At 63.9% G+C, this 25,861-nt stretch carries 24 protein-coding genes and 1 pseudogene; 11 read left to right on the forward strand and 14 right to left on the reverse strand.

All coding sequences use genetic code 11. The features are described from left to right. Nucleotides 1–60: 60 nt before the first annotated feature. The 6 genes from dnaN (at nt 61) to FJ418_RS04300 (ending at nt 5,401) form a co-directional block, all read left to right on the forward strand. Nucleotides 61–1,179, forward strand: a complete 1,119-nt coding sequence (gene dnaN / locus FJ418_RS04275) for a DNA polymerase III subunit beta (RefSeq protein WP_140863816.1) — start codon at nt 61–63, stop codon at nt 1,177–1,179. A 25-nt stretch (nt 1,180–1,204) separates the two neighbouring features. After that, nucleotides 1,205–2,365, forward strand: a complete 1,161-nt coding sequence (recF, locus tag FJ418_RS04280; protein WP_140863818.1) for a DNA replication/repair protein RecF — start codon at nt 1,205–1,207, stop codon at nt 2,363–2,365. A gap of 129 nt (nt 2,366–2,494) precedes the next feature. After that, complete coding sequence (locus FJ418_RS04285) at nt 2,495–3,250, forward strand: molybdopterin-synthase adenylyltransferase MoeB (protein WP_140864078.1); 756 nt, start codon at nt 2,495–2,497, stop codon at nt 3,248–3,250. A 2-nt stretch (nt 3,251–3,252) separates the two neighbouring features. Continuing rightward, nucleotides 3,253–3,741, forward strand: a complete 489-nt coding sequence (locus FJ418_RS04290; protein WP_140702779.1) for a GNAT family N-acetyltransferase — start codon at nt 3,253–3,255, stop codon at nt 3,739–3,741. Next, nucleotides 3,738–4,991, forward strand: a complete 1,254-nt coding sequence (locus FJ418_RS04295; RefSeq protein ID WP_140863820.1) for an aconitase X catalytic domain-containing protein — start codon at nt 3,738–3,740, stop codon at nt 4,989–4,991. The genes FJ418_RS04290 and FJ418_RS04295 overlap by 4 nt, the downstream gene beginning before the upstream one ends. Further along, nucleotides 4,988–5,401, forward strand: coding sequence for a DUF126 domain-containing protein (locus FJ418_RS04300; RefSeq protein WP_140863822.1), 414 nt, complete (start codon nt 4,988–4,990; stop codon nt 5,399–5,401). The genes FJ418_RS04295 and FJ418_RS04300 overlap by 4 nt, the downstream gene beginning before the upstream one ends. Nucleotides 5,402–5,407: 6 nt before the next feature. On the opposite strand, the gene FJ418_RS04305 is transcribed toward FJ418_RS04300, so the two are convergent. Beyond that, nucleotides 5,408–6,409, reverse strand: coding sequence for a D-glycerate dehydrogenase (locus FJ418_RS04305; RefSeq protein WP_140645325.1), 1,002 nt, complete (start codon nt 6,407–6,409; stop codon nt 5,408–5,410). Nucleotides 6,410–6,578: 169 nt separating this feature from the next. Here FJ418_RS04305 and FJ418_RS04310 point away from each other — a divergent pair, with 169 nt between their 5' ends. Then, nucleotides 6,579–7,136, forward strand: a complete 558-nt coding sequence (locus FJ418_RS04310; RefSeq protein WP_140645326.1) for an SH3 domain-containing protein — start codon at nt 6,579–6,581, stop codon at nt 7,134–7,136. A gap of 119 nt (nt 7,137–7,255) precedes the next feature. Here FJ418_RS04310 and FJ418_RS04315 read toward each other — a convergent pair whose 3' ends face one another. Both FJ418_RS04315 and irrA read right to left on the reverse strand, forming a co-directional pair. Beyond that, the gene (locus tag FJ418_RS04315; protein WP_140854422.1) at nt 7,256–7,636 is read right to left on the reverse strand and encodes a DUF4260 domain-containing protein; all 381 of its coding nucleotides are present in this window, start codon (nt 7,634–7,636) and stop codon (nt 7,256–7,258) included. Between the two features lie 10 nt (nt 7,637–7,646). Continuing rightward, entirely contained in the window at nt 7,647–8,078 is a 432-nt protein-coding gene (gene irrA, locus FJ418_RS04320; protein ID WP_140645394.1) for an iron response transcriptional regulator IrrA, read from the reverse strand. A gap of 246 nt (nt 8,079–8,324) precedes the next feature. Between irrA and fabA the strand changes: the two genes are divergently transcribed. The 4 genes from fabA (at nt 8,325) to FJ418_RS04340 (ending at nt 12,676) form a co-directional block, all read left to right on the forward strand. Continuing rightward, nucleotides 8,325–8,840, forward strand: coding sequence for a 3-hydroxyacyl-[acyl-carrier-protein] dehydratase FabA (gene fabA, locus FJ418_RS04325; protein WP_140645328.1), 516 nt, complete (start codon nt 8,325–8,327; stop codon nt 8,838–8,840). Nucleotides 8,841–8,955: 115 nt separating this feature from the next. After that, a complete protein-coding gene (gene fabB, locus FJ418_RS04330) occupies nt 8,956–10,176 on the forward strand; it encodes a beta-ketoacyl-ACP synthase I (protein ID WP_140656249.1) in 1,221 nt (406 codons plus the stop codon). A gap of 31 nt (nt 10,177–10,207) precedes the next feature. After that, complete coding sequence (gene fabI / locus FJ418_RS04335) at nt 10,208–11,020, forward strand: enoyl-ACP reductase FabI (protein ID WP_140656246.1); 813 nt, start codon at nt 10,208–10,210, stop codon at nt 11,018–11,020. Between the two features lie 102 nt (nt 11,021–11,122). Continuing rightward, entirely contained in the window at nt 11,123–12,676 is a 1,554-nt protein-coding gene (locus FJ418_RS04340) for a bifunctional diguanylate cyclase/phosphodiesterase (RefSeq protein ID WP_140656243.1), read from the forward strand. Nucleotides 12,677–12,743: 67 nt separating this feature from the next. Here FJ418_RS04340 and FJ418_RS04345 read toward each other — a convergent pair whose 3' ends face one another. The 11 genes and pseudogenes from FJ418_RS04345 to rimP form a co-directional block, all read right to left on the reverse strand. Further along, nucleotides 12,744–13,754 (reverse strand): class I SAM-dependent methyltransferase, encoded by a 1,011-nt coding sequence (locus FJ418_RS04345; protein ID WP_140656241.1) that lies wholly within the window; start codon nt 13,752–13,754, stop codon nt 12,744–12,746. Between the two features lie 137 nt (nt 13,755–13,891). Beyond that, the gene (pnp, locus tag FJ418_RS04350; RefSeq protein ID WP_140645332.1) at nt 13,892–16,042 is read right to left on the reverse strand and encodes a polyribonucleotide nucleotidyltransferase; all 2,151 of its coding nucleotides are present in this window, start codon (nt 16,040–16,042) and stop codon (nt 13,892–13,894) included. Between the two features lie 377 nt (nt 16,043–16,419). After that, nucleotides 16,420–16,731, reverse strand: coding sequence for a 30S ribosomal protein S15 (gene rpsO / locus FJ418_RS04355; RefSeq protein ID WP_281405110.1), 312 nt, complete (start codon nt 16,729–16,731; stop codon nt 16,420–16,422). 147 nt (nt 16,732–16,878) lie between these two features. After that, nucleotides 16,879–17,972, reverse strand: a pseudogene (gene corA / locus FJ418_RS32685) (magnesium/cobalt transporter CorA). Nucleotides 17,973–18,175: 203 nt separating this feature from the next. After that, complete coding sequence (gene truB / locus FJ418_RS04365) at nt 18,176–19,135, reverse strand: tRNA pseudouridine(55) synthase TruB (protein WP_140863824.1); 960 nt, start codon at nt 19,133–19,135, stop codon at nt 18,176–18,178. Then, nucleotides 19,136–19,552 carry a 30S ribosome-binding factor RbfA gene (gene rbfA, locus FJ418_RS04370; RefSeq protein ID WP_140863825.1) on the reverse strand — a complete coding sequence of 139 codons (417 nt, stop codon included), beginning with the start codon at nt 19,550–19,552 and terminating at the stop codon, nt 19,136–19,138. A gap of 100 nt (nt 19,553–19,652) precedes the next feature. Then, nucleotides 19,653–20,225, reverse strand: coding sequence for a hypothetical protein (locus FJ418_RS04375; protein ID WP_140863827.1), 573 nt, complete (start codon nt 20,223–20,225; stop codon nt 19,653–19,655). Between the two features lie 17 nt (nt 20,226–20,242). Beyond that, the gene (gene infB, locus FJ418_RS04380; protein ID WP_140702757.1) at nt 20,243–22,822 is read right to left on the reverse strand and encodes a translation initiation factor IF-2; all 2,580 of its coding nucleotides are present in this window, start codon (nt 22,820–22,822) and stop codon (nt 20,243–20,245) included. Beyond that, nucleotides 22,819–23,469, reverse strand: a complete 651-nt coding sequence (locus tag FJ418_RS04385; protein ID WP_140702755.1) for an RNA-binding protein — start codon at nt 23,467–23,469, stop codon at nt 22,819–22,821. The genes infB and FJ418_RS04385 overlap by 4 nt, the downstream gene beginning before the upstream one ends. A gap of 38 nt (nt 23,470–23,507) precedes the next feature. Beyond that, the gene (nusA, locus tag FJ418_RS04390) at nt 23,508–25,103 is read right to left on the reverse strand and encodes a transcription termination factor NusA (protein ID WP_140645339.1); all 1,596 of its coding nucleotides are present in this window, start codon (nt 25,101–25,103) and stop codon (nt 23,508–23,510) included. 46 nt (nt 25,104–25,149) lie between these two features. After that, nucleotides 25,150–25,782: a ribosome maturation factor RimP gene (gene rimP / locus FJ418_RS04395; RefSeq protein ID WP_140702753.1), complete on the reverse strand. Its 633-nt coding sequence runs from the start codon at nt 25,780–25,782 to the stop codon at nt 25,150–25,152. Nucleotides 25,783–25,861: the final 79 nt, after the last annotated feature.

The raw sequence follows: 25,861 nt of genomic DNA on the forward strand, positions 1-25,861 counted from the left end.
CTTTCGCGGGATGCCGCCTGCCGGTGACCCGTTCATTCATTGAAGCGAGCCTGTTTCGTCATGCGTGTTATCCTGGAACGGTCAAATCTCTTGAAGTCCCTCAACCACGTCCACCGCGTGGTCGAGCGGCGCAACACCATACCGATCCTGTCCAACGTGCTGCTCAGCGCCGAGGGCGCCAGCCTCGAGATGAAGGCCACCGACCTCGACCTTGAGGTGACGGAAGCGACGCCCGCCAAGGTCGAGCGCGGCGGCGCAACGACGGTGCCGGCGCATCTGCTCTACGACATCGTGCGCAAGCTTTCCGACGGCGCCGAGGTGATGCTGAAGACGGACGAGGACGGCAACGCGATGACCGTCGCCTCCGGTCGTTCGAGCTTCCGTCTGCAGTGCCTGCCGCAATCCGATTTCCCGGAGCTTTCGGCCGGTTCATTCTCGCATATCTTCCGGCTGGAATCGGCGGCGCTCAAGGGCCTGATCGACAAGACCCAATTTGCCATCTCCACCGAAGAGACGCGCTACTATCTCAACGGCATCTTCCTGCACACGCATGAGGTGGGCGGCAAATTGAAACTGCGCTCGGTGGCGACCGACGGGCATCGCCTGGCGCGGGCCGAGATCGACGCGCCGGCAGGCTCCGAAGGCATGCCCGGCATCATCATTCCGCGCAAGACGGTGAGCGAGCTGCAGAAGCTGGTCGACGACCCCGACGTCGCTGTGACCACGGAGCTGTCGGACACCAAGATCCGCTTCACCATCGGCAGCGTGGTTTTGACCTCGAAGCTGATCGACGGCACCTTCCCCGACTATCAGCGCGTCATTCCGACCGGCAACGACAAGAAGCTGATCATCGACCGGCAGAGCTTCGCCGCGGCGGTAGACCGCGTTTCGACCATTTCCTCCGAACGCGGCCGGGCGGTGAAGCTTTCGATCAATGAGGGCCAGGTGACGCTCGCGGTCAACAATCCGGATTCGGGCAGCGCCACCGAGGAACTGGCGGCCGACTATTCGTCGGACCCGATCGAGATCGGCTTCAACGCCAAATACCTGCTCGACGTCGCGGCCCAGCTCACCGGCTCGGAAGCCAAGTTCATGCTGGCCGATGCCGGTTCGCCGACGCTGATCCACGACATGGCCGACGAAACGGCGCTCTACGTGCTGATGCCGATGCGGGTCTAGGTTCGGCACGGACATATATGTCGTCGTGACCGCGGATGCGAAACAGCTTCGGCAACAGAGCCATTTAAGTAAGCTATCACTTACAAATTTCCGTAACTATGCAGCGCTCTCGCTTGAACTTGCGCCCGGCGCGGTGGTGCTGTCGGGCGACAATGGCGCCGGCAAGACCAATCTCCTGGAAGCGATCTCGTTCCTGACGCCGGGCCGTGGCCTGCGCCGCGCGCCCTATGGCGATGTGGCGCGCGAAGGCGGCGACGGCGGCTTCGCCTTGCATGCTCGCATCGAGGGACCCGAGGGACAGGTGGAGATCGGCACCGGAATTTCCGGCGGCGACGCCGCCGGTGAAGGCGGCAGGAAGGTGCGGATCAACGGCGCGCCGGCGCGATCGGCCGAGGATATGCTGGAATGGCTGCGGGTCGTGTGGCTGACACCGGCGATGGACGGGCTGTTCCCTGGACCGGCGGCGGACCGCCGCCGCTTCCTCGACCGGCTGGTGCTGGCGATCGACCCCGGCCACGGCCAGCGCGCGCTCGACTATGAGAAGGCCATGCGTAGCCGTAACCGCTTGCTTACCGAAGGTTCCCGCGACGGCGCCTGGTTCGACGCGATCGAGACGCAGATGGCCGAAACCGGGGTGGCGATCGCCGCGGCGCGGGCCGAGCTGGTGCGTCTGCTTGCCGCCATGATCGACAGGTTGCCTGGCGGCGGGCCGTTTCCGCAGGCCGACATCAGCCTTGCCGGTGATCTGGAGAGCGAGGTCGCCGTCGCGCCGGCCGTCGATGTCGAGGAGCACTTCCGCCGCGCGCTTGCCAACGGCCGCGAGCGCGACCGCGCCGCCGGCCGCACGCTGGACGGCCCGCATCGTTCCGATCTCGTGGTCCGGCATCGGCCGAAGTCGATGCCGGCGGAGCTCTGTTCGACCGGCGAGCAGAAGGCGCTGCTGGTCGGCATCGTGCTGTCGCATGCCAGGCTGACCGGCGAGATGTCGGGCTTGACGCCAATCCTTCTCCTGGACGAGATCGCCGCGCATCTCGACGCGGGCCGGCGCGCGGCGCTGTTCTCCATCCTGGAGGAGCTGAACTGCCAGGCCTTCATGACAGGCACGGATGCCGCGCTGTTTTCCAGCCTTGAGGGCAGAGCGCAGTTCCTGACCGTCGATCACGGCAGCGTCGGCGTGACCGGGTGATCTCTTGAAGAACCCGGCTTCGGCTTGCGCTGCGGGACAAGGCTTCGCCTTGCCCGTGCATGCCCGGCGGGACAAGGCTTTGCCTTGCCCGTACATGACAAGGCTCTGCGCCGGCGATATGGTTCGACCATGACCAATGCCGCGCTGACCGACGAAGAGCTCGAACGCTACGCCCGCCACATCGTGCTGCCCGAGATCGGCGGCCCCGGCCAGCAGAAGCTGAAACGGGCCCGGGTGCTGGTGATCGGCGCCGGCGGGCTCGGCGCGCCGGTGCTCGAATATCTTGCCGCCGCCGGCGTCGGCACGCTCGGCATCGTCGATGACGACACGGTCTCCTTGTCCAACCTGCAACGGCAGGTGATTCATGGAAGCGACACGATCGGCGTGGCCAAGACCGACAGCGCGCGGGAAGCGATCATGCGCATCAACCCCAACGTCACGGTGGAATCGCATCGCCTGAGGCTGACGGAGGAGAATGCCCCTGCCCTCGTCGCCCGCTACGATGTCGTCGTCGACGGCTCCGACAATTTCGAAACGCGCTACGCGGTCGCCGATGCCTGCGCCGGCGAGAAGAAACCCCTCGTCACCGCGGCCGTCGGCCGCTTCGACGGCTCGGTGACGGTGCTGAAGCCGTTCGAGGCCGGCGCCGACGGCAAGCGCAATCCGAGCTATCGCGACCTGTTCCCGGAAGCGCCGCCCGAAGGGCTGGTGCCATCCTGCGCCGTCGCCGGCATCGTCGGCGCGCTGACGGGCGTCATCGGCACGCTGGAGGCGATGGAGGCGATCAAGCTGATCACCGGCATAGGCGAGCCACTGATCGGCCGGCTGCTGCTCTATGACGGGCTCACGGCCCGCTTCGACACCATCCGCTACAAGGCCGTGTAAGCATGGACCAGATCGTCGGCATCTCCATAATTCGCCTTGCCGCGGATTTCGACCAATGGGGCGACTTGCTCGCGCTGATCCGGCGCGCCTTTGCCTATATGGACGGCGTCATCGACCCGCCGTCATCGGCGTATCTTTTGACCGCCAAGGCGCTTGGCGAGAAGGCGAAGCGAGAGACGGGGTTTCTGGCCGTCGAGAACGGCCGCATCGTCGGCTGCGTCTTCGCGCTGGAACGGTCGCAAGATTTCTATGTCGGCAAGCTCGCCGTCGAGCCACGGCTTCAGGGCCAAGGCATCGGAACCCGGCTGATGCGGGCGGTCGAGGATCTTGCCCACAAGCGCGGCAAGGACGAGATCGAGCTTCAGACCCGTATCGAACTGACCGCAAACCATGCGGCCTTCGCCCGGCTCGGCTTTCACGAGACCGCGCGCACGGCGCATGCGGGCTATGACAGGCCAACCTCCGTCACCATGCGCAAGGTGCTGTCTTGAGCCTCGCCCTTAGCCCGCAAGAACAGGTGATCGCCGCCGGCCAGGATGGCGCGGCAATTGCGATGCGCATCGTCGCCGAAAGCGCCCGTCTGCTCGGCGCGCCACGGCTCATCCCGATCGCTTCCACCCATATCGACGGGGCGCTTTACCACGGCGATTCCGGTACCTTGTTCGCCGAGCGGCTGGTCGAAGGCGGCGCGAAGGTCGCGGTGCGCTCGACGCTCAATGTCGGAGCGCTCGACCTGATGGGATGCTCGCGCATCCGCCTCGAAGAGCCGCGGCGCCGCATGGCGCGGCGGATGATGGAGGCCTATCGCAAGCTCGGCTGCGAGCAGAGCTGGACCTGCGCCCCCTACCAGGCCGGACACAGGCCCGCGCTCGGCAGCGACGTCGCCTGGGGTGAGTCCAACGCGGTCGTCTTCTGCAACTCGGTGCTGGGCGCGCGCACCAACCGCTATGGCGACTTTCTGGACATTGCCTGCGCGATTGTCGGCCGCGCGCCGGACTATGGCCTGCACCGGCCTGATAACCGCCGGGCGCGGCTTGTCTTCGATGTCTCGAGCCTGTCGCCATCCTTCCTCGCCTCGGAGATCGCATGGCCGGTGCTGGGCAGCCTCTATGGCCGCGAAGTGGGCAATGCGATCGGTGTCGTCAGAGGCGTGACCGGTCATCCCGGCGAGGACGCGTTGAAGGCCTTCGGCGCGGCGGCAGCGTCGTCCGGCGCGGTCGGCCTGTTCCACATTGCCGGCGTGACGCCCGAGGCACCCGACGTCGAAACCATCCTGGCCGGGCCGGAACCGGAAGCGGTGATCCGCGTGACGCCCGACATGGTGGCGCAAGCGCGCGCCGGCCTGTCGACCGCGGCAGCGCCAAAAACCATCGACGCGGTGGCGATCGGCAGCCCGCATCTGTCGCACGCCGAGTTCGACAGCCTGGAGCGGCTGATTGCAGGACGCAAGCTTGCCGTGCCCATCTATGCCTGCACCGGCCGCCATGCGCTTGCCCTGCTGGAGCAGAATGGCCGGCGGAAGCAGCTTGAAGCCAGCGGCGTCGTCATCGTCGCCGACACCTGCGTGGTGGTGACGCCGATCATGCCGGAGCTCGGCAACGGCGTTTTGATGACCAATTCGGGCAAGTTCGCGCATTACGCGCCGGGCAACACCGGCTATGCGGTGCTCTACGCCTCGCTTGCCGACTGCGTCGAAAGCGCGGTCCTCGGCAAGCCGGTCTTCACGGAGATCGCCGCATGACCGCCATGGCCGAAATCCTGGTGCCGGGCAGAGCAGGCGAAGGCGACGCGCTGGTGCTGACGGCGCCGATCAGCTTCTGGGGCGGCGTCGACCCGAAGACAGGCCGCATCGCCGATGTCCGCCACCCGCAGCATGGCGAAGTCATTGCCGGCCGGGTGCTGTTCCTGCCGGGCACGATCGGCTCGTCATCCGCTTCGGCGGTGCTGATGGAGCTCGTTCACAACGGCCGCGCGCCGGCCGCCCTGGTGCTGCACGAGCCGGACGCCATCCTGCTGCTCGGCCTGATCGTCGCCCGGGAAATGGGCTGGGCAACGCCGATGGCGGTGCGGCTCGAACGCGGCGCGTTCGACAGCTACCGCGGAGCCACCGTCACGGTCGCTTCGGACGGCGCAGTGACCGCCGCTGTTTAAACCTTTTCAGGTCCTGAGCGGCAGGACACGATCCGGCGGACGGTGGCCGTCGAAGAAGGCGCGGATGTTGATGATCACCTTCTCGCCCATGTCGATGCGGCCCTCGAGCGTGGCCGAGCCCATGTGCGGCAAAAGCACCACCTTGCCCTTGGCGGCAAGCTTCATGAGCTTGGTGTTCAGCGCCGGCTCGTGCTCGTAGACGTCGAGGCCGGCGCCGGCGATCTTGCCGTCATGGATGAGCTTGACCAGCGATTCCTCGTCGATGATATCGCCGCGCGCGGTGTTGACGAGGTAGGCCGAAGGCTGCATCAGCGCGAGGCGACGACCCGACAGCAGGTGGAACGTCGCCGGCGTCGACGGGCAGTTGACGGAGATGATGTCCATGCGGGCCAGCATCTGGTCGAGGCTTTCCCAGTAGGTCGCCTCCAGTTCCTCCTCGACCGCCGGCAGCACGCGGTGCCGGTTGTGGTAGTGGATCGAGAGGCCGAAGGCCTTGGCCCGCCTGGCGACGGCCGTACCGATGCGGCCCATGCCGACGATGCCGAGACGTTTGCCCCAGATGCGCCGGCCGAGCATCCAGGTCGGCGACCAGCCGGCCCATTTCTTCTCGCCGGTCAGCACGTTGGCGCCTTCGGCCAGCCTGCGCGGCACGGCGAGCATCAGGGCCATGGTCATGTCGGCGGTGTCTTCGGTGAGAACATTCGGCGTGTTGGTGACGGTGATGCCTTTCTTGGCCGCCGCCGCGACGTCGATCTTGTCGACGCCATTGCCGAAATTCGCGATCAGCTTGAGGTTTTCGCCGGCCTGGGCGATCAGCGCGGCATCGATATGGTCGGTGATGGTGGGGACCAGCACATCGGCTTCCTTGACCGCCGCGACCAGCTCCGGCTGCGTCATCGGCCGGTCCTCGACATTCAGGCGCGCGTCGAACAGTTCGCGCATGCGCGTTTCGACCGGGTCGGGCAGCTTGCGCGTGATGACGACGAGGGGCCGTTTTTTGCCTGCCATTTTATCCCCGAAGCTTCCTCGAAACCGATCTCGTTGAGACCTCTTTAACCAAGACCGGCGAAACTTGCAGCCAATCGCGGCACCAGCCCACTCCTGTAACAAGCGGTGCCGCCGAAGACAAAGAAAAAGGGGCGCCCGTCCCGACGGGCCGGCGCCGAAAGGAACGAAAGTGTCTGGTTTCGCGTCGCTTCGCCTGGCCTTCAGCGCAGCCCTTCTTGGCGCCCTGCTTTGCGCGCCGCAGGCGTTCGCCCAGAGTGCCGCCGCTCCCGCGCAGACAATAACGCTCGGCCCAAGCGGCCTGCCGCTGCCGCGCTTCGTCAGCCTGAAGCCGGCCCGCGTCAACTCGCGCGTCGGGCCCGGCGCCAATTATTCCGTCAACTGGATGTATCTGAAGGCCGGCCTGCCGATGGAAGTCATCCAGGAGTTCGACACATGGCGCCGCGTGCGCGATGCCGACGGCTCGGAAGGCTGGATCAACCAGTCGCTGCTCTCGGGCCGCCGCACCGCCATCGTCGCGCCCTGGCAGCGCGGCAAGGGCGGGCGAATCAACCTGCTCAACGAGCCCGACAAGGATGCCGGTGTCGTCGCCATCATCGAGCCGGGCGTGATCGGCTCGATCAAGAAATGCGACGGCCAATGGTGCGAGATGACCTTCGACGGCCATACCGGCTGGATGGCTCAGTCGCAGGTGTGGGGCGCTTATCCGGGCGAAAAGGTCAAGAACTAGGCTGTGCCGATATTCAGGTGATGCCAGCCTGTGAACGGCGGTCTCCTGCGCTTCCGGTGCTCACGTACTTTTAGTACGCTCCGTTTCTCGGAGCCCACCGTTCTCGGCTCGGCACTCCCCTATTGGGCCGCGCCAGGGCGCTCGCGGCCGATGCGGCCGAGATGCGTATCCTGAAAACCGGTAGGCAGCTTGAGGCCGTAGCCGAGGGCACGGTCGATGGCGATGTGCGCGATCCAGATGAGCGCCACGGCGGTTGTGATCGGGCCGGCGAGCAACGCGCCCGCAAGCAGAAGAGCGAGCGGGGCAATCAGGATATGCAAGGCGTTGTAGATGACGGCGCCGACGCTTGGCCCGGCTAGGTAGCCCAGCATCGACAGGTCCGGCGCAAGGATGAGCAACGCAAACAGCCACCAGGAAAAGCCGGACATTGCGTAGCAAACGATAGCCAACGCGGCGACGGCGACCCATTCAGACCGGACAATCAGGTCGACGGCCCGCATCGCCACGGGATCAATCGCAGCGTTTGGGACGCAGTCTCACCACGATGTCGACATTGGCGATTTCCATGCCTTCCGGCGGCGCCGGCAGGTTGGAGACGGTGACCGGTCCGCTCTCGATGTCGAAAATCCGGTTCTCGCCCTCGACGTAGAAGTGATGATGGTCGGAGGTGTTGGTGTCGAAATAGGTTTTCGAGCCTTCGACTGCCAGGATGCGCAACAGGCCGGCCTGGGTGAATTGGTGGAGCGCGTTGTACACCGTCGCCAGCGAAACCGGCACGCCGGCGGCAATCGCCTCTTCGTGCAGTTCCTCGGCGGAAAGGTGGCGGTCGCCCTTGGCGAACAGCAGGTCGGCCAGCGCAATGCGCTGACGCGTCGGCCTCAGGCCGGCTTCGCGAACCCGCTTGTCCACAGCGACATTTTCCTTCCGATAGCCCGAATCCATCTTCACGTCGAAGCTTTGTTGCCCAGCCCATCAACAGGTCCAGCATGGCAAAAAGACGTCAAAAGCCAAAACCGGACATCAGCCGACATATATTCTGTAGTCCGAATGCGATCAATAGCGCGCATTGACCCGGGCAGGCGCACGGGTTAAGCGCAAACGCCGGTTTCCGGCCGCAAACAGAGTGTGTTAGGAAACCAACGACAAGGGCGCCCTGCCGCCCGCGAAGAACACGGGGACAGAAACTTGATGGCGGGTCAAAAGTCCAGCTACGATTACGAAGAATTGCTCGCCTGCGCCCGCGGCGATCTGTTCGGGCCGGGCAATGCCCAGCTGCCCTACCCACCAATGCTGATGTTCGACCGCATCACCGAGATCAGCGAGACCGGCGGCGCTTTCGACAAGGGCTTCATCCGCGCCGAATTCGATATCAAGCCGGACCTGTGGTTCTTCGCCTGCCACTTCATCGGCAACCCGATCATGCCGGGCTGCCTCGGCCTCGACGCCATGTGGCAGTTGACCGGTTTCTATCTCGGCTGGCTGGGCGAACCCGGCAAGGGCATGGCGCTGTCGACCGGCGAGGTGAAGTTCAAGGGCATGGTGACGCCATCGGTGAAGAAGGTCGAATACGGCATCGACTTCAAGCGCGTGATGCGCGGCCGCCTGGTGCTCGGCATCGCCGATGGCTGGCTCAAGGCCGATGGCGAACCCATATATGCGGCTACGGATCTGAAGGTCGGCCTGTCCAAGCAGTCGGCCGCCTGACCGTTTTCCGCCACGGCGCCCGCATAGCCAATGGACGCCACGTCAGTTTATTTGCGTATGATCAAGGGGAAAACCGGCTAGGTCTTTCGCCCGAATACGCGGGAAGGAGTTGCGAATGAGACGGGTCGTAGTGACAGGGCTCGGCATTGTGTCGTCGATCGGTAACAATGCCAATGAGGTGCAGAGCTCGCTTTACGATGCCAAATCAGGCATCAGCTTTTCCAATTCCTTCGCCGAACACGGCTTCCGCTGCCAGGTCTGGGGCGCGCCGACGCTCGATCCCACTCCGATGATCGACCGCCGCGCCATGCGCTTCCTGAGCCAAGGCGCTGCCTGGAACCACGTCGCCATGGACCAGGCGATCGCTGATGCCGGCTTAAGCGAAGGCGACGTCACCAATGAGCGGACCGGCATCGTGATGGGTTCCGGCGGGCCGTCGACCCGCACCATCGTCGAAGCGGCCGAAACCACGCTCAAGAACAACAGCCCCAAGCGCATCGGCCCGTTCGCCGTGCCGAAGGCCATGTCGTCGACGGCGTCGGCCACCCTGGCCACATGGTTCAAGATCCACGGCGTCAATTATTCGATCTCGTCGGCCTGCTCGACCTCGGCGCACTGCATCGGCAATGCGTATGAGCTGATCCAGTGGGGCAAGCAGGACGTGATGTTCGCCGGCGGCCATGAGGATCTCGACTGGACCATGTCGGACCTGTTCGACGCCATGGGCGCCATGTCGTCGAAGTTCAACGACAACGCATCGACCGCTTCCCGCGCCTATGACGTCAACCGCGACGGCTTCGTCATTGCCGGCGGCGCCGGCGTGCTGGTGCTGGAAGAGCTGGAACACGCCAGGGCGCGCGGCGCCAAGATCTACGCCGAGATCGTCGGCTACGGCGCGACTTCCGACGGCTACGACATGGTTGCCCCTTCGGGGGAAGGTGCCATGCGCTGCATGCGCCAGGCGCTTGCCACGGTGTCTTCGCCGGTCGACTACATCAACACCCACGGCACCTCGACGCCGGTCGGCGATTCCAAGGAAATGGGCGCCATTCGCGAGGTGTTCGGCGACAAGATGCCTTACATCACCTCGACCAAGTCGCTCACCGGCCATTCGCTGGGGGCGGCGGGCGTGCAGGAATCGATCTATTCGATCCTGATGATGCAGGGCGGTTTCATCGGCGAGAGCGCCCACATCGAGGAGCTCGATCCGGAATTCGAGGGCATGCCGATCGTGCGCAAGCGTATCGACGACGCCAGGATCGACACCGTCCTGTCCAACTCATTCGGTTTCGGCGGCACCAACGCAACGCTGATTTTCCAGCGCTATTCCGCATAGGACCAGCGTTTTTCATAAGGATTGCCAAGGCATGGAAGGGTTGATGAAGGGCAAGCGCGGGCTTGTCATGGGTGTCGCCAACGACCATTCGATTGCCTGGGGCATCGCCAAGAAGCTGTCGGAACACGGGGCCGAACTCGCTTTCACCTACCAGGGCGACGCCTTCGGCCGGCGGGTCAAGCCGCTCGCCGAGAAGGTAGGGGCCTCGCTGATTGTGCCTTGCGATGTCGAGGACAGCGCCTCGGTCACCGCGACCTTCGAGACCCTCGGCAAGGCCTGGGGCGGGCTGGACTTCGTGGTGCACGCCATCGGTTTTTCCGACAAGAACGAGCTGAAGGGCCTTTACGCCGACACCAGCCGCGACAATTTCGTGCGCACAATGGTGATCTCCTGCTATTCCTTCACCGAGATCGCCCGCAACGCCGCCGCGCTGATGGGCAATGGCGGCTCGATGATCACGCTCACCTATGCCGGCTCGGTCAGGGTGATGCCGAACTACAATGTCATGGGCGTCGCCAAGGCCGGGCTGGAGGCCAGCGTGCGCTACCTTGCCAACGACTACGGCCCACGCGGTATCAGGGTGAACGGCATCTCGGCGGGTCCGGTGCGGACGCTGGCCGGCTCCGGCGTGTCCGATGCCCGCCACATGTTCTCCTACCAGCAGCGCAACTCGCCTTTGCGGCGCACCGTGACCATCGACGAAGTCGGCGGCTCGGCGCTCTACCTGCTCTCCGACCTGTCGTCGGGCGTCACCGGTGAAATCCACTATGTCGATTCCGGCTATCACATCGTTTCGATGCCGGCACTGGAGGAACTGAAGCAGAACGACGGCACGCACGAATAGTTTGCAGTCGCGACAGTAGCGTTCCAGTAAAATTGGATGCATTGGCGGAAACTCATTTTAAGGAGATATCCGCTATAAGGTCCCCTAATCTAGGGACAATGCATGCCTGCAGTCAGCAATCCGAAACGGACTCCGCTGTTCCGGCTGATCACCATCGCCAGTTCGGGCATGGGCAGTTTCATCCTTGGACTATGGGGCCTGCGGTTCGGCTTCGGCGACGGCATGGCCGGCATGCCGGCCGAAACGATGGCCGGCGTCATCGCCGCGCTCTGCGCTTTGGCCGCCGGCGGTGCCGCGCTGTCGTTCTTCGCGGGCGTCGATGAATCGGCGGCCTATGTCTTCAAGGAAACCCATTTCGACAAGCTGACCGGCCTTTTGTCGCGCCAGGCCATGGTCGGCAAGATCGCCGAGGCCGCCTCCGGGACGATCCGAACCGGCGAGCCGGTGTTCCTCATCGACATCGATATCGACCGCTTCAAGCAGATCAATGACGCCATCGGCTACAGCCAGGGCGACGAACTGATCCGCGCCTTCACCAGCAGGCTGAAGAACAACATGCCGAAGAACGCGGTGATCGGGCGCCTCGGCGCCGGCGAATTCGGCGTGCTGCTGCCGGATCGCGACATCAGGGGTTCGATCGAGCGGCTCATCGAGAAGCTCATCAACGAGATGATGGAGCCCTATCAGCTGCAGAGCCATCTGCAGTCGGTCAGCCTGTCGGTCGGCATCGTGGCGATGCCGAAGGACGGCGTCGACCCAGTGCTCATCCTGCGCCGCTCGAACCTGGCGCTGCAGAACGCGCGCGCCAGCGGCGTCGGCAACTGGTCTGTCTTCCACGCCGACATGGGCCGGGTGGCGGACTACCGGCAGTGGATCGAGTCGGAGTTGAAGACCGCCTTCGACCGCGGCGACTTCAGCCTTCACTATCAGCCGCAGCTCAACCTGCCGAGCGGCCGCATCGTCGGCTATGAGGCGCTGATCCGTTGGAAGCATCCGGAGCGCGGCATGATTCCGCCGATGGAATTCATTCCGATCGCCGAGGAAACCGGCATGATCAATCCGATCGGCGAGTGGGTGCTGCGCAAGGCCTGCAGCGACGCCCGCTACCTGCCGGAGGACTGCTTCGTCGCCGTCAACATCTCGCCGGCCCAGTTCATGACCAGGGATTTCGTCGGCATCGTGCGGGAAGTGATGGAATCGACCGGCATCAAGCCGTCGCGGCTGGAGCTCGAGGTCACCGAGACGGCGATGATGCAGGACCGCGACCGCGCCGCGGCGATCCTAGAGCAGCTTGCCGAGATGGGCATCTCCGTGGCCGTCGACGATTTCGGAACGGGCTATTCCAATTTGAGCTACCTGATCGATTTCTCCTTCGGCAAGCTGAAGATCGACCGTTCGTTCGTCAGCCGCATCGACACCGACTCCAGCTCCGGCGCGATCGTTTCGACCATTGTCGGCCTGTCGCGGGCGCTGGGCGTCGGCATCATCGCCGAAGGCGTGGAGACCGAGAACCAGGCCACCCTGCTCCGAGCGGCCGGCTGCGAGGTCGTGCAGGGCTATCTGTTCGGCCGGCCGGCGCCGCTCAAGGTCGAGCTTGGCGAAGCGCGGCCCGCCTTCGGCACGCACGAACCCGCCCGCATCGTCAGCGTGCAATAAAGCACCTAGCTCTTTTCCTGACGCAATTCCGGACGGAAAACCGCTCCACACTTTCCCTGGAATTGCTTCAGCGGCGCGCCGAAAACACCTTGAACATCCCGTCGCGGGCAATCTCGGCATGGCTGGCAAAGGCCGCCGAAAGCACCTGCTCGTAAGGAAGCTGGCGGTTGGCGACCATGAACAGGCGCCCGCCCGGCCTCAAGGCTTTCGACGCGGCGCGGATCATGCCGGCGCCGATGCCGGATTCAGCCGCACGCCCACTGTGGAAGGGCGGGTTCATGACGATCGCGTCGTAGCGCCGCTCGACCGTCTCGGTGAGCAGATCGGTCCAGAAGAAACGGGGCTCGACCGCTGCCGCATGAACATTGAGCCTGGCAGCCTCCAGGGCCTCGAAGTCCGCCTCATAGAGATCCAGACCAAAGATGCCAGGCGAACGTTCTGTCACCTCGGCCGCCAAATAACCCCAGCCGGCGCAGAAATCGGCGACATTGCCCTTGAGATCGCCAGGCAGGTGCGCGGCCAGCAATTTCGATCCCGCATCGACACGGTCGAAAGAGAACATGCCAGGCGCGGTCTTGAAGCCGCCGTCAACGACAAGGTCGGGGTTGCCGGCGCGCAGGGTCGCGGCCGCCTCCGTACCGGTTCGCCTGAACCAGAAGGCGACGCCGTGGTGCTTCGGCAGATGGCCTTCCAGCGACGCCAGCGCGTTGATCCGCTTGCGCAGGCTGTCGATGCCGTCCTCCTTGCCACCCGCGACCGCGATCAGCCCGCCCGGCACGGTGCGTTCGATGGCGTCGGCGATGCGCAACTCATTTTGCCCACGATGACGGCCCGCAAGCACCAGCGCCAGCTCGAAGCCGGTACCCTCGGCGCGCGGCGTGACCGCATAGCCAGACGCCTGCAGCGTTCGAAAATGTGGCCGAAAGCCCTGCACGAGATGCAGCGCCGCCTCGAAGCCGGCGGGCAAGCGGAAGCCGGGCTCGGCGCCGAGAAACAGGACGCGGGCATCCTTTCGCGGCAGGGGCAGCGCTTCGGCCTCGAACGGGTAGAACAACGTCTTAAGCGGCTCCGCGGCCATTCACCTAGCTCCGTAGAACTTTTTGCTTGGACGCAATTCCGGACGGAGAACCGGTTCCCGCTTTTCCTGGAGTTGCCCCGAAACAAAACGGGCGCGACCTCGCGGCGCGCCCGTCTTGGATTATACGGTAAAACCGATCAGGCGGCGTCTTCCTCGCCGTCCGACTTCTTCTTTTCCTGGACGATTTCCTTGCCGGTCGCCTGGTCGACGACCTTCATCGACAGGCGGACCTTGCCGCGCTCGTCGAAGCCCATCAGCTTGACCCAGACCTTGTCGCCTTCCTTGACGACGTCGGAGGTCTTGGCGACGCGCTCATTGGCGAGCTGCGAGATGTGGACGAGACCGTCGCGCGGGCCGAAGAAGTTGACGAACGCGCCGAAGTCGGCCGTCTTGACGACGGTGCCTTCGTAGATCTCGCCGACTTCCGGCTCGGCGACAATGGTGTGGATCCACTTCTTCGCCGCCTCGATCTCCTTGGCGTTCGCCGAAGCGATCTTGACCGTGCCGTCGTCCTCGATGTTGATCTTGGCGCCGGTCTTCTCGACGATCTCGCGGATCACCTTGCCGCCGGAGCCGATGACGTCGCGTATCTTGTCGGTCGGGATATGCATGACCTCGATGCGCGGCGCGAATTCGCCGAGCTCGGCGCGGGCGCCGGACAGCGCATGCGCCATCTCGCCGAGGATATGCAGGCGGCCATCCTTGGCCTGGGCCAGAGCGATGCCCATGATCTCCTCGGTGATGCCATCGATCTTGATGTCCATCTGCAGCGAGGTGACGCCATTGGCGGTGCCGGCGACCTTGAAGTCCATGTCGCCGAGGTGGTCCTCATCGCCCAGGATGTCGGAGAGCACGGCAAAACGCTCGCCTTCCTTGATCAGGCCCATGGCGATGCCGGCGACCGGCTTTGCCAGCGGCACGCCGGCATCCATCAGCGCCAGCGAGGTGCCGCAGACGGTCGCCATCGACGACGAGCCGTTGGACTCGGTGATCTCCGAAACGACGCGCAGCGTGTAGGGGAACTGGTCCGCGCTCGGCAGCATCGGGCGGATGGCGCGCCAGGCGAGCTTGCCGTGGCCGATTTCGCGGCGACCCGGCGAACCCATGCGGCCGGTCTCGCCGACGGAATAGGGCGGGAAGTTGTAGTGAAGGAGGAACTTCTCCTTGTACATGCCGGTCAGCGAATCGACATACTGCTCGTCTTCGCCGGTGCCGAGCGTGGCAACGACCAGCGCCTGGGTCTCGCCGCGCGTGAACAGCGCCGAACCATGGGTGCGCGCCAGGACGCCGACTTCGGAGACGATCTTGCGGACCGTCTTCAGGTCGCGGCCATCAATGCGCGAGCCGGTGTCGAGGATGTTCCAGCGCACGACCTTGGCCTGGAGCTCCTTGAACACCGAGCCGATCTGCTCTGAGGTGTGTTTGGCCTCTTCGCCTTCGGCCGGCGCAAACGCCGCCTTGACCTTCGCCTTGACGGCGTCGACGGCGGCATAGCGCTTCTGCTTGTCGGTGATCTTGTAGGCTTCGCGAAGCTCGTCGCCGACGATCTTCAGCATCTCGGCTTCGAGCGCGGAATGATCCGGCGCGGTGAAGTCGCGCGGCTCCTTGGCGGCGACCTCGGCCAGCTTGATGATCGCGTCGATCACAGGCTGGAAGCCCTTGTGGCCGAACACGACGGCGCCGAGCATCAGGTCCTCGGAGAGTTCCTTGGCCTCGGATTCGACCATAAGCACAGCGTCGCCGGTGCCGGCAACGACGAGGTCGAGCTTGGATTCCTGCATTTCGTCGATATGCGGGTTGAGCACATATTCGCCGTTGATGTAGCCGACGCGGGCGCCGCCGATCGGGCCCATGAAGGGCACGCCGGAAAGGGTCAGCGCGGCGGAGGTGGCGACGATCGACAGGATGTCCGGATCGTTCTCGAGATCATGCTGGACGACGGTGACGACGATCTGGGTGTCGTTCTTGTAGCCGTCGGCGAAAAGCGGGCGGATCGGGCGGTCAATCAGGCGGGAAACCAGCGTTTCCTTTTCGCTCGGACGGCCCTCACGCTTGAAGTAGCCGCCCGGGATCTTGCCGGCGGCATAGGTCTTTTCCTGGTAGTTGACGGTAAGCGGGAAGAAATCGAGGCCGGGCTTCGGCTCCTTCATCGAAACGACAGTGGCGAGAACGACCGTCTCGCCATAGGTGGCGAGCACCGCGCCGTCAGCCTGGCGTGCGATCTTGCCGGTTTCCAGGATGAGCGGACGGCCGCCCCATTCGATTTCCACTTTGTGTTGATTGAACATGTCTTGTCCTTCATGTGCGGAAAGGGCCGCGCCGTCCTAACGGTCACGGGTTCTCCCTTTCCTGGCTTCCTTCGGGCAGCCACGGGCAAGACAACGGGAGGCTCGTAGGTTCGGCTCAAAGCCAAGCGAGCATCCTGCAATCCTGCCCCATGACCGTCCATGGGGCGGTTCCGAATGGCCCTCTGCGCGTCCGGAACCGTGTTTGGCCGACCGATCGGCCGGCTTGCGCATGACGCCGGAAACCGCTGTTTCCGGAACGCGTCCTGCGCGAATGCGAATTCAAGAGCGCGTCGCGCTCCGGCATTATCGCACCGGATCGACCGATGCGCCAATGCGCGACCGGCGAGCCCTCCGAGAAGGGCCCGCCGGTCAATTCGTCAGCGACGGAGACCGAGCTTGTCGATCAGCGTCTGATAGCGCGCGTCATCCTTGCGCTTGAGGTAGTCAAGCAGGCTGCGGCGCTGGGAGACCAGAGCAAGCAGGCCACGGCGGGAATGGTTATCCTTCTTGTGGTCCTTGAAGTGCTCGGTCAGGTTCTTGATGCGCTCGGAAAGAATGGCAACCTGGACTTCCGGAGATCCGGTGTCGCCCTTGGTGGTTGCGAATTCGGTCATCAATTCGTTCTTGCGGTCGGCAGTAATCGACATCGTGCTTTTCCTTATCTGTTGGAGGAAACGGGACGCCCACAGCCGGGATGTCGTCCAGCAGGGGCCAGTGCAAGCGACGCGTCAGGGCGCGAAGCTGCGGCGCATATAGTGCAATTCCGGAAAAAACACCAGCCCAAATGTCAAGCCGGCTTGTCGCAGGTCTTGCCATGAAAACAAAGGGTTCAGCGGCTATAGCCACTTCTTCCATTTGAAGAAGAAGATCAGTCCGGCAGCGACAAGCGCCATGAACAGTATTGCCGCCGGATAACCGTAATAGGTTTTCAGCTCCGGCATGTTCCAGGGCGAGCTTTCCGGATCGAAATTCATTCCCCAGACGCCGACCAGGAAGGTCAGCGGCATGAAGATCACCGAGACGATCGTCAGATAGGAGATGACGTCGTTGGTGTGGGCCTGGGTCAGCGAGACATGCATTTCGATCAGGCCGGTCAGCATGTCGCGCTGGTTCTCGACCAGTTCGATCAGCCGCAGCGAATGGTCGAGCGTGTCGTTGAAGAAGATCTTGGTCTCCGCCTTCACGAAAGCCACGTCGTTGCGTATCAGCGTCGCCAGCGCGTCGCGCATCGGCCACAGCACTCCTTTGAGCACGTTGGCGTCGCGCCTGAGTTCATGCAGCTGCTGCATCTGGTGCTTGTGCGGTTTGTTCAGCATCTCGTCCTCGATGCCGTCGACCGCTTCGCTCGCCGCTTCGATCGGGGGAAAATAGCTGTCGACGATAGCATCGATCAGCGCACGGCGAGATAGTCGGCGCCGCGCGAGCGCAGTCGGTTGGGCATCGCACCCGCAATGCGCTTGCGCACCGGATCGAACGGGTCGCCCTCGCGCTCCTGGAAGGTGACGACGAAATTCCCGCCGAAGAACAGCGACATCTGCTCGTAACGATGCGAGGTGACATCGTCGATCATGCGCATGACGACGAAGGCGTGGTCCTCGAAGAAATCCACCTTGGGCCGCTGTCCGGTGTTGACGACATCTTCCAGCGCCAGCGGGTGCAAATTGAAGATGCGGCCGATCTCCTCGATCAGCGGGATATTGGCAAGTCCGGTGCAATCCAGCCAGACGACGGGCCATTTCTCGCAATGGGCGTTGAGATCGTCGATCGAGGCATTGTCGATGGTTTTGTATTTCTCGGGCGAGATCAGCGTCAGCCGAAGCTCGCTGCGTCGCGCCGCCGGATCGGCGATAAGCGTGCCGGGCGACGCCCCGACCGGTGGCCGGCGGGTTTTCAGCGATGCCCGCTTCTTGCCTGCATCAGCCTTGGCCATGAGATATCCTCGGGACTCAGCATTTCGGCCGAGATTAGAGCAATTCCAGGAAAACTGCGCAGCGGTTTTCTGTCCGGAATTGCGTAAATAACAAACACTTAGTGCATGTCGCCCAGAAGTGCGCAGCGGTTCTGGGACAACGACATGCATCAAACCAAAGACTTAAAGCGCGGCGCCTGAATCCGTTTCAGCGCGTCGCGGATTCAGCCGACAAAAACCCGCTTGGGCTTGAACATGCCCTGCTCGATGGCGCCGATGGCGACGAGCTTGCCGCGCGCTGTGGCGCAGGCCTCCTCGGCCTCGACCGGTGCGTCGCGGCCGCGAATGATGACGGGATTGCCGAGGCGGATCTTCGTCGCCGCATCGTCGCTGACCGCGACCTGCGGCAAGCAGTCGAGCGCCACCGCCGTTTCGACGAGCAGCGCATCGATGGCGCTGAAATCGATCGGGGCATCCATTTCGTCCGATTTGTCGCCATTCTTTTCGCCAAGGCGGGCCGCTTCCAGCTCGGCGACCGTGACGAAATCATCCGGCGTGAACGGCTCGACCTCGACGCGGCGCAATTCGGCGATGTGGCCGAAGCAGCCGAGGTCGCGTCCCATGTCGCGGGCCAGCGAGCGCACATAGGTGCCCTTGCCGCACTCGACCTCGAAAACGGTCTTGTCGGCACCGTGCTCGACGATGTCGAGGCGACCGATCTCGATCTCGCGCGCTGGTATGTCGACCGTCTCGCCTTCACGGGCAAGGTCATAGGCGCGTTCACCGGCGATCTTGATGGCCGAGAATTGCGGCGGTGTCTGCATGATGACGCCGGTGTATTTCGGCAGCAGCACCCTCACCTCCGCCTCGTCCGGTCGACGGTCGGAACTGTTGGTCACCGGGCCTTCGAGGTCGTCGGTCGAGCGCTCCTGCCCCCAAGCGACGGTGAAGCGATAGACCTTGGCGCCGTCCTGCACGTAAGGAACGGTCTTGGTCGCCTCGCCCAAGGCGATCGGCAGCATGCCGGAGGCCAGCGGATCGAGCGTGCCGGCATGGCCGGCCTTCTCGGCCTGAAACAGCCATTTGATCTTGGAGACCGCTTCGGTCGAACCCATGCCGACCGGCTTGTCCAGCACCACCCAGCCGGAGACCGGCCGCCCCTTCTTCTTGCCGCGACGCGCCACCTATTCCTCGTCCTTGTCGTTGTTCTTGCCGTCACCGAGATCGCGCGCCACTTCGGGCGATTTCAGCAGCTCATTGATCTTCGCGAAATTGTCGAAGGAAGTGTCGAGCCTGAAACGAAACTCCGGCATGTACTTCATCTGCCTGAGCGCGCCGGAGACACGGCCGCGGATGAACTTCGCGTGCCTGTTGAGCGCCTCGATCACGGCGCCGTCGTCGCCCGCGCCAAGCGGCGAGACGAAGGCGGTGGCGATCTTGAGGTCGGGCGACATGCGCACCTCAGACACCGAGACGACGCTGTTCTCGATCACCGGATCGATGATTTCGCCGCGCTGCAAGGTCTCGGAAAGGGCATGGCGCACCTGCTCGCCGACGCGCAACATGCGCTGGGAGGGACCAGCCGTTGACGATCTTGGCATGAAAACTCTTCCTTAGCGCGGATTCGAACCGCCTCAAACCGCCCACTTAGCGCCGTTGAGCAGCTTTGGCTACCCCTGGCACTTGGTCTCCACCACCGTCCTATATGCGGGATTGCGCCGCCCAGATTTTGATTTTCTCAAACGCATCGGCGGCAACAAGGTCTCTTGGGATATAGATGAACCGGGTTCCCTGATCTATGAGAAAAAACAGGTAATCGTTGCTGAAGAATACCCGCTCGATATTTCGAGTCTCAGTTGATCCGTTGTCCGAAAACTGAGCTAGATATCCACCAAATATCTTTACCGAAGCGGTAGACTCTCCAATTTCCTTATTCTTGAGCTTCCTTTTAAAATACCCAGTAATGCTCCGGGATACCAATAAGTACAGGGCGCCCACGGCCATAGGTGCCATAACGAAAACAGCTTCCGTGGAGATAAAATCCTGCGCGATATATTCCAAGCCGGCAACTGCTGCCGCACAAAGCCAAATAATCACAATAAGTACGATGATCAAAATCGCCCAGGCGACTCCAATCATAGTGGAGCGCCAAAGCCGACCGTGGCGCAGCACCGAGAATGAGCGGATGGCATGCTTGCGCTGCTTATCATTCGTTTGGAAAGTATACTCCCATAGCGGGAGTGTACTTTCCAAATCTGCAGCGTCCTGGCTCATACAGGGATGAATGCGCCTTACAGTGTGCGCGTCACCATCTCGATGCGGAAGCACTCGATGACGTCGCCGACACGCATGTCCTCGTAGTTCTGGAAGGCCATGCCGCACTCCTGGCCGCCCGGCACTTCCGAAACCTCGTCCTTGAAGCGCTTCAGCGTCTTCAGCGTGCCTTCGTGGATAACGACGTTGTCGCGGATCAGGCGAACACCCGCGCCACGCTCGACCTTGCCTTCGGTGACACGGCAGCCGGCGATCTTGCCGACCTTGGAGATGTCGAAGATCTCGAGGATCTCGGCATTGCCGATGAAGGTCTCGCGACGCTCCGGCGAAAGCATACCGGAAAGCGCTGCCTTCACGTCATCGACGAGGTTGTAGATGATCGAGTAGTAGCGGATCTCGATGCCGGCCGCGACTGCGGCCGCACGCGCCTGCGCATTGGCGCGGACATTGAAGCCGATGATCGCCGCTCCGGACGTCTCGGCGAGCGAGACGTCGCTTTCGGTGATGCCGCCGGCACCGGCATGGACGATGCGCGCGCGCACCTCGTCATTGCCGAGCTTTTCAAGTGCGGCATTGATCGCCTCGATCGAACCCTGCACGTCGCCCTTGATGACCAGCGGGAATTCCTTCAATCCGCTCGTCTGCAGCTGCGACATCATCTGCTCGAGCGAGCCGCGCTGGCCGGCATGCCTGGCCACCGCCTTGTCGCGCGCCAGGCGCTGGCGGTATTCGGTGATCTCACGGGCGCGCGCCTCGTTGTTGACGACGGCGAAGCGGTCGCCCGCCTGCGGCGTGCCCTGGAGGCCAAGCACCTCGACCGGCATTGCCGGCGGCGCTTCCGGAACGTGCTCGCCGCGATCGTTGACGAGCGCGCGCACACGGCCCCACTCGTTGCCGGCGACGATGATGTCGCCCGGCATCAGCGTGCCGGTCTGCACCAGCACGGTGGCGACAGGCCCGCGTCCCTTGTCCAGCTGCGCCTCGATGACGGCGCCTTCGGCGGTGCGGTCGGGGTTGGCCTTGAGGTCGAGCACTTCGGCCTGCAGCAGGATCGCTTCCAGCAGCTTGTCGAGATTGGTGCCCTTGGTCGCCGAAACCTCGACGTCCAACACCTCGCCGCCCATCGATTCCACGAACACTTCGTGGCGCAGCAGTTCGGTCCGCACCTTCTGCGGGTCGGCGTCATGCTTGTCGATCTTGTTGATCGCCACGATGATCGGCACGCCGGCCGCCTTGGCGTGATTGATCGATTCGATCGTCTGCGGCATCACGCTGTCGTCGGCCGCCACCACCAGCACGGCGATGTCGGTGACCTGCGCGCCGCGGGCCCGCATCGCTGTAAAGGCGGCGTGGCCGGGCGTGTCGATGAAGGTGATCTTCTGACCGTTCTTCTCGATCTGGTAGGCACCGATATGCTGGGTGATGCCGCCGGCCTCGCCGGAGACGACATTGGCGTTACGGATCGCGTCGAGCAGCGAGGTCTTGCCGTGGTCGACATGGCCCATGATGGTCACGACCGGCGGACGCGACACCAGGTCTTCCGGGCGGTCGGCGATGTTGAACAGGCCTTCCTCGATGTCGGACTCGGCGACGCGGCGGACCGTGTGGCCGAATTCGGAGGCGACCAGTTCGGCCGTGTCGGCGTCGATGACGTCGCCCGGCTTGAGGATCTGGCCCTGCTTCATGAAGAACTTGACCACGTCCACGGCGCGCTCGGACATGCGCTGCGCCAATTCCTGGATGGTAATGGTTTCGGGCAGGATCACTTCGCGCATGACTTTCTCGCGCGGCTCGTTATGCATCGCGCGTTTGAATTTTTCCTGGCGGCGACGCATCGACGACAGCGAGCGGGCGCGCGCGTCGTCATCGGACAGCGCCGAGTTCAGCGTCAGCTTGCCACGGCGGCGATCTTCCTCGCCCTTTGTCGGCTTGGCCGGCCGCGCCACTTCCGGCGTCGCAAGACGGCGCGGCGGCGCACTCGCCCCGGCGCCGGCGCCGGTACGCCTCGGCTTGGCCTCTTCCTCGTCGTCAGCCGTGACGACATCCGCCGCCAGCGGCGCGCGGCGGCGAGCCTCTTCCTCGGCGCGCCGGCGGGCCTCGGCCTCAGTCTGCAGGCGTGCCTCCTCCTCGGCCTGACGGCGCGCGGATTCGTCACGCTCGCGCTTGCGGCGTTCTTCTTCCTCGGTGCGGCGCTTGGCATCTTCCTGAGCGCGCTGGCGATCCTCGGCCTCGCGGACCTTGGAACCTTCCAGCGCCTTGCGACGCGCTTCCATCTCGCCGCGCGAGAGTTCGTTCAGAACCATGCCGGAACGCTCCGGCGGCGGAGGCGGCGCCTTCGGTGCTTCCTGCACGACAGGGGCGGCGGCAACAGGGGCAGGGGCGGGCTTCGGCGTGAAGACGGACGCAGCCACCGGCTCCGGCTTGTCGCCGGGCAGCGAGAACTTGCGCTTCTTGGTCTCGACCACGACCGACTTGGTGCGGCCATGCGAGAAATTCTGGCGCACGGTGCCCTGCTCGAGGCCGGGGCGCTTCAGCGTCAAGGTCTTCTTCGGCGTAACGCTCAACGTCTTGTCGTCGCCCGATTTCGTATCGTTCATTCCATATCCTCTGCGGCATCATCTTCGTCAGCAACGGCCGCAAGCATTGCCAGATCGTTCGGGGTACCGCCCCGATATCGGTCGAGCGCAACAACGCGCTTCTCAACCGCCTGTCCCGCGTCCTGCGCGAGGACGGCAGCATGTATCACATTTGTACCCCCCAATGCCAAGCTCAACTCGGCTTCAGGGAAAAGTTTGTAGGCAAGGATGGCCGGGCCGCCGAGATGGACGGTTGCCCGCCGTGCCTGACTGATCTTGCGGACACCGTCGTCCGAAGCCTCGGTCGCATGCAGTACCAGAAGCGCTTGGCCGTCGCGCACCGCACCCTCGACCTTGGCGGCGCCAAGAACGACAGCGCCAGCCTTGCGGGCAAGGCCAAGCATACCCAGAGCGGATCTGGAGAGCAGCCCGTCAACCATGCCGCCAAGATCGGTCGGCACGATCACCTGCGCCTTGAAGGCGCGGGCAAACAGGTTCTTCGCCGCTGCCTTCTCGATATGTAGGCGGTCAGCGCTCACCCAACAACCACGGCCGGGCAGGTTTCTCTTGATATCCGGAACGACGGCCGAATCCGGGCCGACGACGAAACGGATCAGTTCATCCGGTTCGGCCTGCCTGCGCGTAACGATGCAAGTGCGATCGTTCATCTCGTCCTGGGGCGGGTTGTGTGCGATGCGGGTTCACCTCACGCACCAACGGCTTCGTCAGCCGCGACTTGTTCGGCTGCAAGCTCGTCTTCGGTGATCCAGCCGGCCTGCTTGCGGGCGGCGAGCACCATCTGCTCGGCATCGGCGCGCGAGACACCGTGGCTGGCAAGCACGCCCGGATAGACCTTGGTCTCACCGTCCTTGCGCTCTTTCCAGCCGGTCAGATCGTCGGCGGCATAGCCGGCGAAGTCCTCGATCGTCTTCACGCCGTCCTCGCCGAGCGTCACCATCATGGCGGTGGTGACGCCGGGGATCTCGCGCAGCTCGTCCTGGACGCCCAGCGCCTTGCGCTTTTCGTCGTGCTCGGCCTCGATCTTTTCCAGATATTCGCGGGCGCGGGTCTGGATTTCCGAAGCGGTGTCCTCGTCGAAGCCGTCGATCGAGGCGATTTCGCCCGAGTCGACATAAGCGACTTCCTCGACGCTGGTGAAACCTTCGGAGGCGAGCACCTGGCCGACCATCTCGTCGACGTCGAGAGCTTCCATGAAGAGTGCGGAACGCTCGACGAATTCCTTCTGGCGACGCTCGCTCTCTTCCTGCTCGGTCAGGATGTCGATATCCCAGCCGGTCAGCTGCGAGGCAAGCCGCACGTTCTGGCCGCGACGGCCGATGGCCAGCGACAATTGATCGTCCGGCACCACCACCTCGATGCGCTCGGCATCCTCGTCGAGCACCACCTTGGCGACCTCGGCCGGCTGCAGCGCGTTGACGATGAAGGACGCGGCCGATGGCGACCACGGAATGATGTCGATCTTCTCGCCCTGCAATTCGCCGACCACCGCCTGGACGCGGCTGCCGCGCATACCGACGCAGGCGCCGACCGGATCGATCGAGCTGTCGCGCGAGATGACGGCGATCTTGGCGCGCGAGCCCGGATCGCGGGCGACCGACTTGATCTCGATGATGCCGTCGTAGATTTCCGGCACTTCCATGGTGAAGAGCTTGGCCATGAACTGCGGATGCGTGCGCGACAGGAAGATCTGCGGCCCGCGCTGCTCGCGGCGCACGTCATAGACATAGGCGCGCACGCGGTCGCCATATTTGTAGTTCTCGCGCGGGATCAGCTCGTCGCGGCGGATGATTGCCTCGCCCCGGCCGAGATCGACGATGACATTGCCGTACTCGACGCGCTTGACGGTGCCGTTGACGATCTCGCCGATGCGATCCTTGTATTCGTCATACTGGCGATCGCGCTCGGCCTCACGCACCTTCTGCACGATGACCTGCTTGGCCGACTGGGCGGCGATGCGGCCGAAATCCATCGGCGGCAGCTGCTCGGCGATGAAGTCGCCGACCTGGGCATCGGGATTGCGCTCGCGGGCCGTGGAAAGCGCGATCTGCGTCGCGTAGTCCTCGACCGCCTCGACCACTTCCATCAGCCGCTGCAGCTTCATCTCGCCGGTGTTCGGGTTGATGTCGGCGCGGATATTGGTCTCCTGGCCGTAACGAGAGCGCGCCGCCTTCTGGATCGCATCGGCCATGGCGGCGATGACGATCTGCTTGTCGATCGACTTTTCACGCGCGACCGCATCGGCGATCTGCAGCAGTTCAAGCCTGTTGGCGCTTACAACCATTGTCTTTCTCCCGATTTCGCGCCGGGCATGCAGCCCGGCTACTCAATCAACTTTCCTGTTCGGTTTCATTTTCCTCGCCGGCGGCGGCGTCTTCCGCTTCGCCACGGCGCTTCCTGGCTTCCTTGCGCGCCCGGTTGTCCTTCGACAGGGCATCGCGGATGAGATCGTCGGTCAGCACCAGCCGGGCCTCTGCGATCGCGTCGTAAGGCACGCGCACCGTCGGCTCTTCGCCATAGGCCGCCTTGTCGCGCTCGATCAGGATGCCGTCGGCATCCGCCTCGGCGATCTTGCCCTTGAAGCGCTTGCGATCGCTGACAAGAACCGATGTCTCCAGCTTGACCAGATGGCCGGTCCAGGCGGTGAAATCCGACTTGCGCACCAGCGGCCGGTCGATGCCTGGCGACGAAACTTCGAGATGATACGCTTTTTCGATCGGATCATCGACATCGAGCGCCGGCGACACGGCGCGGCTGACCTCTTCGCAATCCTCGACGGTCATGGTGCCGTCTTCGCGTTCGGCCATGATCTGCAGCGTCAGCCCGTTCTGGCCGGTCAGTTGCACCCGCACGAGACGGAAGCCGATGGCCTTGAGCACCGGCTGCACGATCAGCGCAATGCGCGCATCGATGCCGCTTTCGCGGATGATACGGTCGTCGGCCTCGCTTGCCGCTGCAGTCATCAGATCCCTGTCGCTTTTCACTTCCGGCCGGCAGGTAATAAAAAAGAGCGGGACCGGGTGGACCCACTCTTCGTCATAC

This window comes from Mesorhizobium sp. B2-8-3 (assembly GCF_006440815.1).
Lineage (GTDB): Bacteria > Pseudomonadota > Alphaproteobacteria > Rhizobiales > Rhizobiaceae > Mesorhizobium.

Excerpts from the sequence above, each read along its gene's own strand:
- dnaN (WP_140863816.1), top strand. The coding sequence starts at position 61 with ATGCGTGTTATCCTGGAACGGTCAAATCTCTTGAAGTCCCTCAACCAC.
- FJ418_RS04285 (WP_140864078.1), top strand. The coding sequence starts at position 2,495 with ATGACCAATGCCGCGCTGACCGACGAAGAGCTCGAACGCTACGCCCGC.
- FJ418_RS04290 (WP_140702779.1), top strand. The coding sequence starts at position 3,253 with ATGGACCAGATCGTCGGCATCTCCATAATTCGCCTTGCCGCGGATTTC.
- FJ418_RS04300 (WP_140863822.1), top strand. The coding sequence starts at position 4,988 with ATGACCGCCATGGCCGAAATCCTGGTGCCGGGCAGAGCAGGCGAAGGC.
- FJ418_RS04305 (WP_140645325.1), bottom strand. The coding sequence starts at position 6,409 with ATGGCAGGCAAAAAACGGCCCCTCGTCGTCATCACGCGCAAGCTGCCC.
- FJ418_RS04315 (WP_140854422.1), bottom strand. The coding sequence starts at position 7,636 with ATGCGGGCCGTCGACCTGATTGTCCGGTCTGAATGGGTCGCCGTCGCC.
- irrA (WP_140645394.1), bottom strand. The coding sequence starts at position 8,078 with ATGGATTCGGGCTATCGGAAGGAAAATGTCGCTGTGGACAAGCGGGTT.
- fabA (WP_140645328.1), top strand. The coding sequence starts at position 8,325 with ATGGCGGGTCAAAAGTCCAGCTACGATTACGAAGAATTGCTCGCCTGC.
- fabB (WP_140656249.1), top strand. The coding sequence starts at position 8,956 with ATGAGACGGGTCGTAGTGACAGGGCTCGGCATTGTGTCGTCGATCGGT.
- fabI (WP_140656246.1), top strand. The coding sequence starts at position 10,208 with ATGGAAGGGTTGATGAAGGGCAAGCGCGGGCTTGTCATGGGTGTCGCC.
- FJ418_RS04340 (WP_140656243.1), top strand. The coding sequence starts at position 11,123 with ATGCCTGCAGTCAGCAATCCGAAACGGACTCCGCTGTTCCGGCTGATC.
- FJ418_RS04345 (WP_140656241.1), bottom strand. The coding sequence starts at position 13,754 with ATGGCCGCGGAGCCGCTTAAGACGTTGTTCTACCCGTTCGAGGCCGAA.
- pnp (WP_140645332.1), bottom strand. The coding sequence starts at position 16,042 with ATGTTCAATCAACACAAAGTGGAAATCGAATGGGGCGGCCGTCCGCTC.
- rbfA (WP_140863825.1), bottom strand. The coding sequence starts at position 19,552 with ATGCCAAGATCGTCAACGGCTGGTCCCTCCCAGCGCATGTTGCGCGTC.
- FJ418_RS04375 (WP_140863827.1), bottom strand. The coding sequence starts at position 20,225 with ATGAGCCAGGACGCTGCAGATTTGGAAAGTACACTCCCGCTATGGGAG.
- infB (WP_140702757.1), bottom strand. The coding sequence starts at position 22,822 with ATGAACGATACGAAATCGGGCGACGACAAGACGTTGAGCGTTACGCCG.
- FJ418_RS04385 (WP_140702755.1), bottom strand. The coding sequence starts at position 23,469 with ATGAACGATCGCACTTGCATCGTTACGCGCAGGCAGGCCGAACCGGAT.
- nusA (WP_140645339.1), bottom strand. The coding sequence starts at position 25,103 with ATGGTTGTAAGCGCCAACAGGCTTGAACTGCTGCAGATCGCCGATGCG.
- rimP (WP_140702753.1), bottom strand. The coding sequence starts at position 25,782 with ATGACTGCAGCGGCAAGCGAGGCCGACGACCGTATCATCCGCGAAAGC.